This is a genomic window from Pedobacter nyackensis (assembly GCF_032678475.1).
GTDB classification, from domain to species: Bacteria; Bacteroidota; Bacteroidia; order Sphingobacteriales; family Sphingobacteriaceae; genus Pedobacter; species Pedobacter nyackensis_A.
Window position 1 is genome coordinate 878423 of record NZ_JAVTSF010000001.1, and the last position, 12991, is coordinate 891413.

The 12991-nt window shown below is 37.9% G+C and carries 7 protein-coding genes; all 7 read right to left on the reverse strand.

Features of this window, described 5'->3' with window-relative positions:
- Window positions 1-2: 2 nt before the first annotated feature.
- Window positions 3-3416 carry a SusC/RagA family TonB-linked outer membrane protein gene (locus R2Q84_RS03505; protein ID WP_316815143.1) on the reverse strand — a complete coding sequence of 1138 codons (3414 nt, stop codon included), beginning with the start codon at window positions 3414-3416 and terminating at the stop codon, window positions 3-5.
- 238 nt (window positions 3417-3654) lie between these two features.
- Window positions 3655-4782: a FecR family protein gene (locus R2Q84_RS03510; protein WP_316815144.1), complete on the reverse strand. Its 1128-nt coding sequence runs from the start codon at window positions 4780-4782 to the stop codon at window positions 3655-3657.
- Window positions 4783-4874: 92 nt separating this feature from the next.
- Complete coding sequence (locus tag R2Q84_RS03515) at window positions 4875-5444, reverse strand: RNA polymerase sigma-70 factor (RefSeq protein WP_316815145.1); 570 nt, start codon at window positions 5442-5444, stop codon at window positions 4875-4877.
- 198 nt (window positions 5445-5642) lie between these two features.
- The gene (locus R2Q84_RS03520; RefSeq protein WP_316815146.1) at window positions 5643-6773 is read right to left on the reverse strand and encodes a TlpA disulfide reductase family protein; all 1131 of its coding nucleotides are present in this window, start codon (window positions 6771-6773) and stop codon (window positions 5643-5645) included.
- Between the two features lie 6 nt (window positions 6774-6779).
- Entirely contained in the window at window positions 6780-8027 is a 1248-nt protein-coding gene (locus R2Q84_RS03525; RefSeq protein ID WP_316815147.1) for a thioredoxin family protein, read from the reverse strand.
- A complete protein-coding gene (locus R2Q84_RS03530) occupies window positions 8014-9408 on the reverse strand; it encodes a RagB/SusD family nutrient uptake outer membrane protein (protein ID WP_316815148.1) in 1395 nt (464 codons plus the stop codon). The genes R2Q84_RS03525 and R2Q84_RS03530 overlap by 14 nt, the downstream gene beginning before the upstream one ends.
- Window positions 9409-9439: 31 nt before the next feature.
- Window positions 9440-12913, reverse strand: a complete 3474-nt coding sequence (locus R2Q84_RS03535) for a TonB-dependent receptor (RefSeq protein WP_316815149.1) — start codon at window positions 12911-12913, stop codon at window positions 9440-9442.
- Window positions 12914-12991 lie beyond the last annotated feature (78 nt).

Consider the following 12991-nt stretch of genomic DNA (forward strand, 5'->3'; position numbering starts at 1 on the left):
GATTAAAATGTAGCTCTAAAACCTAAAGTGAATTTTCTTGGCAGCGGATACCCATTACCAGAGTATATTCCCAATGCATCAACAGCCTCAACATCCGGCAAATTCGATTTCTGAATTGTGTATACATTATCAATAATTCCATAAACCTGAAGTGTTGTCAGTTTAACCGAGCTCAACCATTTAGCAGGAAACCGGTATCCAAGATTGATGTACTTTATACGTGCATAACTGCCGTCTTCCATATAAGCAGAAGAAAAGGTATTGAACTGATAGTAATAGCTATTGTATGGATTAATATCGGCATAGTCAGCCACATCTCCTGGCTTACGCCAGATAGACAGCTTACTAAGGTCCATTAAACCTTGCGTATAAAAGTTTCCGATTTGCTTATAGTTAGTCAGTAAGTTTGCCACATAAGTATTGTAAACATCTCTACCCAATGCGAAGGAAGTAAATACTTCCATTGAAAAGTTTTTATACGTGAAAGTATTACTGAACCCACCTGTCACTTTTGGATTTGGATCACCCGTTCTAACCAGGTCATTTCTGTCCCACACATCATAATCACCATTCTGATCTATCCATCTATAAGTACCTGCTGAAGCATTTACAGAACCATCCCAGTAAGTAATAGGATCTCCGCTACGTGGGTCGAATGGAACATCACTTTGATTGGCATAAACCCCATTTGATTTTACCTGATAAAACTCATTAATAGGACGTCCTTTAGACAAGATATAAGTAGTACCATTGTAGTCAATAACAATGTCTCTGTTTCCATCCGGAAGTTTAGTGATCTGATTCTTGTTGAAAGACATAATTAAACGTGGATTCCATTGGAAGCTCTTATCTGCTGAGAAAACTTTACCTGAAATATTAAATTCCAGACCTATATTCCTAACCCCCACAGAATTGGTAAAAACTTCATCATAACCACTTGTGGATGGCATTTTAAGCTTAAAGAAAATATCCTTTGTACCGCGGTTATACAAATCGGCAACTACCTGAAGCCTGTTGTTGAAAAAATCGGCATCAATACCAATATTTCCCTGTAATGCCCTTTCCCAGGTTAGATTGTCTTGTGTAACAGTTCCAGGATTATGAGTAATAGCTGTAATACCGTTATAGGTATAAGTATCATTATCCGGATGCAGACTTCCATTTCCTACAAGATATGAATTATAGGGTGCATAAAAATCGTCTGGCAGATTACCGCTGACCCCGAAACTACCTCTTATTTTTAATAAATTGATCCATGATTTGGCTTTGGACATAAAGGCCTCATCTGAAACAATCCATCCGCCGGAAACTGCGGGAAAGTATGCCCAGCGATTGTTTTTTCCAAAGCGTGACGAAGCATCAGTCCTGATGGAAGCAGAGAGCAGGTACCTGGACTTAAAATCATAGTTTACACGACCAAAGAAAGACAAAAGACCTGCCTGCGCATTAGTTGACCTGGTATAATTCATATCAAAATTACCCGGCTTAATTGCATTTACCGTTGATATGGAGTTATTTCCTGTCCCATATCCGCCAACACCGGAATAACCTACATTAATGTAATTAATGGTATTACCTACCAAAAAATTTAAGTGATGATTATCCTTAAGGTTCAGATTGTAGGTTAACATATTATCCAGGTTGAAATTCTGATAATTGGATCGCATTGCATAAGTGTAAAAAACACTATTAGCATCCAATGCACTCGGCCTGAACAGGTCTCTGCTCGAATTGGTCAGTAATAATGAGCCCTGGCTCGTAAATTTCAGGTTTGGTGTAATCTCATAATTGAGGGCAATACTGGCAGAAATGTCATCATTTATGTTTTTATCTTTCGCCAGTTCATATTGTCCCAGATAATTCAAACTGTCTGCCTGGCTAAGCGCAAGCAGAGATGTTGGAAATGCGCTATTACGGATCGGTAGTGGATTGGTATAATCCGCATTCGGATCAGGAATTACCCCTCTTCCTCTTGACCTGTCTGTCCTGGAAGCACGGAATGCCAGATCAATATTTAACTTAGGACTCATCTTATAGCCCATATTGGCAGCCAGGTTATAGCGTTTAAATCCTGTTGATTTAACAATACCTTCTTCGTTGTAATAGTTACCGCTAAGCCGGTAGTTAACATTTTCACTACCTCCAAATGCAGATGCATCTGCATTAATTATTCTTGCCGTCTGGAAGAAAAGCCCCTGCCAATCGGTATTGGCATTAAAAGCCGGGTTCAAACTATCCGTTAAGACAAGAGGAAGGTTGCTCAACTGCTCATAATTACCAAGGGAACCCAGGTAATTCATTTTATACCTGCGCTCTTCTGCACCCACATAGTAAATTTCACTACGTGCCCTGGTAGATAAGCCCGAATAAAAGTTCACATTTACTTGTGGTTTTTCACCATTTTTACCTCTTTTAGTTTTGATAACGACTACACCATTTGCTCCTCTGGAGCCATATATTGACGCAGAAGCCGCATCTTTTAAAACGTCGATGCTTTCAATATCATTCGGATTTATACCCGCTATAAAATTAGTTTGCGTTACATCGGTAAAACTTGATATATCATCATAAGATACCGGCACACCATCAATAATAAACAAAGGGCTGCTTAATGCATTTGCGGCATTCACAGTTCTGCTCATAGAGGTATTTCCACGAACAGTAAATGTTGGCCTGGAACCAGGTTCTCCGGAATAATTCTGAATGTTTACTCCAGCTACCCTTCCCTGCAATAACTGATCGAAACTCGGAGATGGAAGATTCTCGATATCCTTTGCCCTCACCGTTGATACCGCTGCCGTAGATGTCCGTCGCGAAACAGTCTGATAACCGATCACAACAGCATCTTTAAGTACGTTCGGGTTTGGTTGTAATTTTATGGTGATTACATTTTGCTCTCCAACTTTAATCGTTTGAGCGATATACCCCACAAAAGAAACATTGAGCGATGATTCGGGACCTTTTACATTCAGTTTGAACTCTCCTTTAGCATTGGTTTGTGCAGCATTTGATGTTCCAACCTCTTTTACTGAGGCGCCTGGTAAGGGCTGTCCGTTTTCATCCAGTACTCTTCCGGAAATGCTTATTGCTGCAACGGAGAGTTCTCTGTTTTTGTTGTTGCTTAATGCCTGTACAATTAACGTTCGTGTGTCAAGGGAATATTCAAAAGGCTGACCGGAAAAACTTAATTTCAAAGTTTCCTCTAAAGTCGCATCCTTTACATTAATGGTTACTGGCTTAGCAATGGAAATATCTGTTGAGATAAACACCAGATCATAACCTATCTGTTTGGTTATGGATTTCAAGACCTTTTCAAGTGTTGCATTCTTCTCTAACAATGTAACTTTCTTTTGTGCTAAAGTAGCAGCACTCACCTGTAACATTGTCAACAATACTAAAGTTGCTGAGAGTTTCATGGCTAATAGAATTTTCTTTTTCAAATAGGGGATCCTATATGAATTAAAATCATACAATTTCATACATTTGGTAAGTTTGGGTTAATGAAAATGAGCACAGTGTCAGAAGCCGTCTCATCGTCACGTTCGGTTGATAACTTTTTAAATACGAGATATAGAACCAATAATCCACACTCTTAAATGCCAGGGGCGCGACAACGCTCCTGGTTATTTTTTTTGTGAATTACGCTAAGTAAAATTATGGCATAGCGAAAATCCTCCTTCCTTCGACTTTAAATTTAATTTTTCTGGTTAGTTGTAGTACTCTTAAGACTTCAGAAAGGCTTTTAGATCGGGAAATTGACCCTCCGATTTTCATTTGACCAAAGTTGTGATCACAAATAATATCCACGTCATACCATCGTTCCAGCTTATTCAGTACCGTACGCACATCATCCTTTTCAAATACAAAATAGCCATTTTTCCAGGCAATAGCTTCCTCAACATCTGCCTCACTAATCTGAAAATGCAGATCTTCCAATGCAGCTTGTTCACCAGGTTTTAACATACTTCCCGATTTTGAATTTTTCAAGCTGACTTTCACACTTCCTTCCAGCAAAGTTGTCAGGACTGAGGCCTGATTGGAATAAGCATTGACATTAAACTGGGTGCCAAATACTTCAACCTGCTGATTACCACTTAATACTTTAAAAGGCTTATTCTTGTCTTTCGCCACATCAAAATACGCCTGCCCTACTAATTCAACCTTACGTTCATCACTAGCAAACTGAACCGGATATTTTAATGAAGAAGCAGCATCTAACCATACGGTCGTTCCATCGGGCAACAGGATTTGATATTTTCCTCCCCTGGGTGTTGCGATGGTATTGTATTCAATAACCTGTCCGGCCTTTACGTCCTTATTCTTTGGAACTACCGTATAACCAATCTGTCCATTTGCTGTTTTGGCTACCTTTAAGCCTGATTGTATAGCAATTTCTCCGTTCTCCACATCATTTAAACTAATCTTGGTTCCATCGGAAAGGGTCAGCGTAGCCTTGTCAGTCCCCGGGCCGATATTAGCATAGTCATTAGCTATATATTGCTGGTCTTGTCTTACAGAATAATAATAAAAAAATGTAACCGATAAAGTAAACAGGACCAGTGCTGCAATAGAGATGCGTGTCCAAAGACCATTTTTCGTTGGCCTACGGTCAAGGTTTTCCTGAATCATACGGATATCAGTATCATACTCCTCCTCAGACAGTATTTTTTGATTTACAACTTCATGTTTAAGGTACCAGGTTTCCACTAAAGCTTTTTCTTCTTCATTGCAATCACCAGAGAGATACTTGTTCAATAATTCTTTTACTTTCGTTCCTTGCATAAAGATTTAATTAGCCTCTAATTAAAACAAAGACAGGGAACTCAGGCTTAGGGCCCAGATAAAAATAAAAAAAAATTAAAATAATGACTTTTTTAAAAGATCATTGTTGCCAGAATAGAATCAAACTTCAGCTTCAGCACTTTTAAAGCACTATTAATCTGATTTTTAACTGTTTTCTCAGAGAGATTAAGCTGCGCCGCAATTTCTTTGCGGGATAAGTTCGATTTGCGGCTTAACTCGAATACCTCCCTCATTTTAGAAGGTAAGCAAGCGATTTCTTTTTCTATTAAAATGGCGAGCTCATTTTCGCGGACCCGGTGATCAGTAATTGATTCAAACTTATTAAAATCGTCCTGTATACTTACAAAATAATTAGAAGCCACACGCCTATGTGAAATCGTATTTAAAACACGGTTTCTAATAGCACAGTAAAGATATCCAGATAGATTTGTTTCAATGGTAAGGTTTTCACGCTTCAACCATAATGTGGTAAAGAGTTCCTGGATAGCATCCCTTGCTTCTTCCCGATCCTGAAGTTTTGAATATGCATGACTGTATAAAATTGCTGTATATCTTTTATAAATTTCGGTGTAAGCAGCGCGATTGCTTAACCTCAACATAGAGATCAGTTCTGAATCTGAAAATGTACTATATGCTAACATGAAAATCTCTCCCCAGAACTAATGTAACATTTTTTATACAAGTTTTATATTTATCAAATAAAAAAGCTCAAACATTTTTAAGAATGTTTGAGCTTTTTAAAACTTGCATCATTAAATTAGTCGTTGAAATTTCAGGAATATCCTCGAATTCCAATCGAAAAAGGTGGTTGAATGCAATTCAACACAACAATAGTTATTTTACTTGATTACTTCCTTTAATTTCGCTTCCAGTGTTTCAGCTCTCAAATTACTGGCAATGATTCTTCCGTCCGGACCTATTAAATAGTTCTGAGGGATACCTCTAACACCATAAAGTACAGCAGCAGCATTTTTCCAACCTTGTAAGTCACTCAATTGCGTCCATTCCAGTTTATCCTTTTCTATAGCTTTCAACCAATCTTCCTTTTTCCCTGGATTATCTAAGGAAACACCTAAAACCGTAAAATTTTTATCTTTAAATTTATGGAAAGTAGCCACTACATTTGGATTTTCAGCACGACAAGGGCCACACCAGCTTGCCCAAAAATCTAACAATACATATTTGCCTCTAAAATCAGAAAGCTTTACATCTTTGCCATTTACATCGGCCTGGGTAAAGTCCGGAGCAATTGCACCATTAGATGTAGCTTTTGCTGATGCGATCTGCTTTGCAAATGCTTGTCCGGAAGTACTATTTTTAACTGAAGCCGACAGGCTATTAAAAATTGGTTCTACTTCATCCACCACAAACTTTGAGCCCGCAATACTTTTTAATGCCACTAAACTAAAGTATGAACCCGGATTTTTTTTAATATACTCCTTTTGGATCCTTTTCTTTTCGCTGTTAAGGGGTATACTGGTTGCCGTTAAACGTTTAGCCAAACTCCCATCTTTCTTCTCTGCCTCATTTCCAGCAGCCCACTCTTTATCTAAACCTGCCAAAGCCAAAGTTTGTGCAGCAAAAAGCTCATTATAACGCGCGTACTCTACACTCAGTTTAGCCCCCGAAATAGTGGCATTTTTAATCGAGTCCTTTGCTGTTAAAACAATTATACCCTTATCTAAAAACACCGTATAACTGTCCGGATTGTTAGCAGACCTACCTTTTCCATCATGCGAAAGCATCAGTGTTCCGGTACCGGGAGTTGCAACTTTTCCCAGGAACGAAAACTTCCCACCTTTCAGTTGAGCAGAATCAATACGCCCCTTATTCCCCTCATACATATACGTCAAATAAACCTTAGCATTCTTTTTAGGGTTAGCTAATTTCCCTTCTATACTAAATGTATCATTTTGTGCCCAAACCAAAAAAGGGAAAGACATCGCTACTATTAAAATTAATTTCCTCATTGTTTTTTAAGCTTTATTTTTCTGTTCTTCCTTAGCCTTTTGTTTGGCTTTTATACCATTAATCATTTCAATTTGCTTATCTATTGTTTCTGTTGAATCATTATTTTTAATAACCGTCTCACGTATCTGCTTTCCTACTTCCAGTGCTTTATCCAATTGAAAATTTCTCCATAAAATATAAAAATAAGTTTCCAGGTACCTCTGATTAGAACTGCGCTTTAACAAATCCTCCATCCATGTAATTCCCGCAGCACCTTCATTAGGTCTTCCCGTCAAATTACCCAGCAACATAGTTAATGAGGTTGTATAACTGTCATTATTTTTACCATACTTAGCTAAAAATTCAGTTCCACGATCCATATACGCTTTAATATCCTTTTTAGGCTCATAAGCTAAATACACGCTATAAAACATTTCAAACTCATCATAATAAGGATACTTCTTCGCTTTAAATTTTTGCATGGCATTATCATATTCTGCTCGTGTTCCTCTGGCAGCTATACCCTGAAGGTGCCATAAATACCCGTTTGAAATGAAACTATCAACCTCTTTTTTTCCTGCTGATTTATAGTATTGACTTTTATTAGACTCCAGATAACTAAACAACGGAGAGAAAGGTGAGGCACCCACTATTTTAATTAGCTCAAAAGTATTTTTGTCCGTTTTATCCTTATCACTTAATTTGTTAAAATAAGCTGAAAAATCTGTTGCAGCCTTATCATTACGATACGCTTCTTTCAAACGTTTAAAATATTTAAGTACAAAATCCTTATCCCTGTCCCCTGAATCCCATCTTTTGGTGATGGACATCAGATTTTTTTCAGGGTTCAGTGCAGTTTCAGCTAATTCAATTAATCCCTCTGCACTTGGTCCGCCGGCAGCTGAATGAATCATTTCTCCTTCACCGTTTAAGAACATTAGTGTCGGGTAAGCTATTACTTTATACTTTTCTCCCAGCTTAACGCCTTCTCCTTTATCATCACATTGTACTTTACAGTTAATGAACCTGGAATTAAAAAAACTACCAACCTTCTCCTGTGGAAAAACTTCTTTATCCAGCACTTTACAAGGGCCACACCAGGAGGTGTAAAAATCTATAAATACTAATTTACGCTCGGCTTTTGCCTTTGCCAATGCCTGATTTAAATCGTGCATAAATTCAATCCCCTGTGCATGTACGGTCTGGGCCGAACATGCACATAAAATTAAAACAGATAAAAATAACCTCATAGCATCATTTCTATATTCCTTCATAACCTGGATTTTGTATCATTAATTTATTCAGTTCTTTTTCTTTTTGCGGGATAGGCCAAATGAATTGTTTTATCTCTTTTACTGCCGGTTTAAGGGTAAAGATCAAATTGCGACCATCGGTTCCTTTAAGCCGGATAGCAGCAAACCACTCGTACCCATTTTCAAGTCCCATTTCTCTAGCTGCTTCATTAAAAACAACTGTTTGCAGCTCAGCATCAGCAATTTCCGATGCATTTAATATGCCTCCACCAGCACGCAGTCTCAAAACATTAACTGCGTCTACGGCGTTACTCTTTTGGTTTAACCGGGCATAAGCTTCTGCTTTTATCAAATCCATTTCACTGGTGCGCATATAATAAGGCAAACAATTGCCATCCGCTTTATAAAGCTTTGGCACTCTAACTACGTTCGCACCATTAACTACATCAATTCGTTTATAAAAGGAAGCTCTGTTATCGCCGGCAAGGATATTTTCAAATAAAGGAGTTGGTGCAAATGTTCCACCAAACATTCTTACAATACTACCTACATTACTGAATACACCACTTAGCATTTGCTGATCCATGAAACGGGTGAACAGCAGCTCTGTTGAACTATAACCTTTTGAAAAAATGTCGGCATACGCAGCTTCCTTTTTACGTTTTGGATCGTTTAACACTTCATTCGCCAGCGTTATCGCTTTTTCCAAATCAGCATTCGTTCCACGCATCAAATGCACTTCTGCTTTATAAGCTTTTGCCAAAAGTTTGGAAGGTCTGTAAACAGTGGTAAAATCCGGGCCTTTTTCAATTACATGATCAAGGTCTTCAAATAACAGGCGATAAGTTTCTTCAACAGTAGACCTGGCGTAGTTGTTCGTGGATACCTTTGCAGGCTCACGTCTCATCAATGCACCATATTTAGAATTTAAATCCCAAAACTGTCCGTAGTAGCGAAATATATAGTACTGTGCAAAAAAACGCATAAACCTGGCCTCCGCAATAATTTCATTTTTACGGTTGCCAACAAATTTACCGTCGCTAATTTCGGCCGTTTTTTGAATTACCGCATTTGTAGCATTTATAATTTCAGAACATTCATTCCAGCCATCTCCTGTATTAAAAGCATTCAATTCAAGCTGCTCATCAAAAGCTCTGAAGCGACCGGTTGTAAATCCCACCATTTGGCTACCGTTGGAAATATAATTAGCCCCGAACGGAGATGGGTTCATATTTTTTAAAGGTACAAAAGCACCAATTAAAGCAGCCTCGGCACTTGCGCCATCAACGATAGCATTGTCTTCCACTAGACTATGGGGTGGAATTCTATCCAGGTATTTTTCACAAGATGTGGTTACGGCCAACAAACATAAACCTGCCACATACATTATCTTTTTTTTCATTATTTTTCAGTATTAAATGTAAATAATTGAATTAGAACATTAACCTTGCGCCTATTTTAAAGGTGCGTTCATTAGGGTATGAGGAATAATCCATCATACTTCCTTCAATTGGATTTTGGCTAAAACCTTCAACATTATAACCTGGATACTTTGTGAATGTGAACACATTATTAAGTGAGGCATAGACACTTAAACCAGAAATTATTTTTGTTTTCTCTAACAGTTTTCTAGGCACGAGATAAGAAATATTGATCTCCTGAATTTTTAAAAATGACGCATCGTACAACCAAAAATCATTGATTTTATTGGTGTAATAAAGACTCCTAAAAACAGGATATTTAGCATTAGGATTTTCTGGTGTCCAACGGTCTAAAGCTATGACATCGACATTATCAGGTGAAATTGCGTTCATTTGAAATTGAGTTTCACCATATTTCCAATATTTAACCCCTCCCTTTTGGAAAGTCCCTCTAATATCTAACCTTAACCCTTTATACTGTAATGTGGTATTAAAACCACCCCAAAAATCTGGCTGCGTTTTACCGATCACACGACGATCTTCATGAGGATCATCATCTTTACCAGTTCCCGAACTGATATAACCATCTCCGCTCATATCTTTAAATTTGATATCGCCAGGCATAGAAAAAAAGCTTGGTTCCTGGTATTTCCTGTTAGGATCTAAGGCTTCAGCAGCATCCACCTCAGCCCAGTTTTGAAATAAGCCATCAGTTTTATATCCATAAACCAGCCCCAGTGGCTTTCCTTCTTCAATCACATAATAAGACAACCAGGTTTCTCCCGATGTAGTCGACGCCCTGTCAATTCCCAATTTGGTTAGCAAATTGCTATTCTTAGAGATGTTCATTCCAATATCCCAGCTGAACTCACCTTTCTGAACAACCAGGCCATTTAGACTAAATTCGATCCCCTTATTGGTCAAATTACCAAAATTCTGATAAACTGAAGTTACGCCGGTGCTTGGTGCCATTGGGATTCCAATCAGCATGTTTTGAACATTCTTTTTGTAGATATCAATTGATCCCCGGATCCTGCTATTTTGCAGGAGGCCAAAGTCTAAGCCCAGGTTATATTCTGTTGTTGATTCCCACTTTAAATTATCATTACCCAAATCGGTAGGTCTAACGCCAGGCAAGTCCATATAACTAACCCCACTTTGATACTGTGCCCTCCAGTTGTAAGCACCCACTCTGTCGTTCCCCGTTTTACCTGTACTGGCACGAAACTTCAACATATCAACGGTATTTTTTAACGGAGCAAAGAAAGGCTCTTCTGATACGATATATGCGGCAGAAACTGAGGGGAAAAAGCCATACCTGTTTTTTGGTGCAAAACGGGAAGAACCATCAACTCTGAATGAAGAGGTTAATAAATAGCGGTCTTTATATTTATAGTTCAATCTACCATAATAACCAACAGCGGCGGTTTCACTCGCATCTCCAGTTGCCCACTGATATTTTGCAGCTTGCCAAACTTCATTTTGTATTTTATCGTCAGCGAAATTCAGGTAACGCTCTGTTACAGTTTCGAATGAAGTGCTATTCATCTCTGTACCTACAACTGCGGTGATATCATGCTCGTTAAAGGCTTTTAGATAAGTCAAGTAGTTGGTAAAGGTAGAATTGGTATTTTTATTTTGACCATCAATCAAACTTCCTGTGGCATCACTATAGTTTTGCCCCCTTCTTGTGGTTCTCGGATAATATTCTCTTTGATTTCCTAAGCTTAAATAATAATTGTACCTCGTTGTAAATTTAAAATCTTTTAAAAGTTGAAGCTCTGCATACGGACTAACACTTAACACCTTACCTCTTGTTCTATTGGTTACATCATTTGCAAGAATTAAAGGATTATCATATTGATTGACTACCCCATTGTATACATATTTAAAAATATGATAGCTGCCATCGTCATTATATGCAGGAGCATCCGGACGCATTTTGGTAGTAGTTGCGATATCTACAGTTCTATTGGTTTCATTGAAACCACCCATCATACTAAACCCTACTTTTACTTTATCACTAAAGCGTTGGTCGTAATTCATATTTAATGTATTTCTATCGAAATTACTTCCAGCGAGCATCCCATTTTCAATATTCTTTCCATATGAAAATGAATACTGGGTTTTCTGATCACCACCACGCAAAGACAAATAATGGTCTTGCGTAATTGCAGGTTTAATCATCAAATCAACCCAATTTGTATTCCCATTCCCAAATTTGCCCTCAGGCATATACAGTTCGAAATAATTAATGTTATTAGCAGGGTTTCTAAAATTCCTAACAGACTGCTGATCTCCCCTAAGATTAAATCTACCTCTCACATAATTATATAAACCTTCTTCAAAAAGCTCCGTAAACTGATCTCTGTTTAGTGATTTGATTTCATTCTCTAGAGATTTACGGCCAAAATTATAACTGTATGATATTTGAGGTTTTGTATATTGGCTTCCTCTTTTAGTTCTGATTTCAATTACACCTGCTGATGCTCTTGAACCATAAATAGCAGTAGCCGAAGCACCTTTTAAAATATCTAAAGCTTCAATGTCATTTGGATTGATGTCATTCAGATCATAATCTTCAGGCATTGGCACACCGTCAACAACAATTAATGGATTTGCCCCATTGCTAATCGTTGCATCTCCACGAATCCGAATCCGAACCGGGGCACCGGGAGCACTTGAACCACTTAGTACATTTACACCCGACAACTGTCCCTGGATCATGTTCCCAATAGAAATAGCTGTAGAGGACTGTAATACCTTTGGATCAAGACTGGTTACTGCATCAGTTAAATCCCTACGCTTCAAAGTTCCATAACCGGCACTAACGGTTACATTCACATCGTTTAATGTAGACTCATCCTGATCTAAGGTGATTGTTCCCATGTTGGCCTTTGCTTTTAATTCCAGTGGCTTGTAACTGATAAAAGAAACGACGATTGTCGCATCTACTTCGACGTCAGACAAGGAAAACTCCCCATTCTTATCAGTTTGTGTACCTTGTTTTGTACCCTTAACTTTAACTGATGCTCCTGGTAATGCTTTACCATTTTCGTCTACAACCTTTCCTTTAACATCTATTTTTTTTAATAAGCCGGGGTCGACAATTTTCTGCGTAAGCGTTTCCTTCTTTTTAAAAGCAACAATACGGTTATCTATAGAATAGGAAATATCAGTAGCAGAGAAACATGCATCCAATGCTTCCTCAAGACTAACTTCTTTGATTGAAATCTTAATCGGATTTGCTTTATTGATCAGATCGGCATCACCAATAAAATCATAACCACTTTGTATTCTTATTTTTTTAATTATCGTTTTAAGTGAAGCATTGGTTTCTGACAGGGTAATCTTTTGTGCAAAACCAGATGCATTTACCTGCAATAAACCTGTCGTGAGCAAGAGAATAATTAGTCTCATAATGAGTAATAATTTCTTAGTTATAGGCGCATACCTCACTAACCAAGAATGGTAGTAAAATTTCATACATTTGTATTTATTTGGGTTTATACTAATAAGTTATTCGAAAAATTTAATGACGGGTGAATCCAAAAAAACTTCCGG

Bases quoted from the DNA above. Each gene is read 5' to 3' on its own strand.
- R2Q84_RS03505 (WP_316815143.1), bottom strand. From the start codon at position 3,416: ATGAAACTCTCAGCAACTTTAGTATTGTTGACAATGTTACAGGTGAGT.
- R2Q84_RS03510 (WP_316815144.1), bottom strand. From the start codon at position 4,782: ATGCAAGGAACGAAAGTAAAAGAATTATTGAACAAGTATCTCTCTGGT.
- R2Q84_RS03515 (WP_316815145.1), bottom strand. From the start codon at position 5,444: ATGTTAGCATATAGTACATTTTCAGATTCAGAACTGATCTCTATGTTG.
- R2Q84_RS03520 (WP_316815146.1), bottom strand. From the start codon at position 6,773: ATGAGGAAATTAATTTTAATAGTAGCGATGTCTTTCCCTTTTTTGGTT.
- R2Q84_RS03525 (WP_316815147.1), bottom strand. From the start codon at position 8,027: ATGAAGGAATATAGAAATGATGCTATGAGGTTATTTTTATCTGTTTTA.
- R2Q84_RS03530 (WP_316815148.1), bottom strand. From the start codon at position 9,408: ATGAAAAAAAAGATAATGTATGTGGCAGGTTTATGTTTGTTGGCCGTA.
- R2Q84_RS03535 (WP_316815149.1), bottom strand. From the start codon at position 12,913: ATGAAATTTTACTACCATTCTTGGTTAGTGAGGTATGCGCCTATAACT.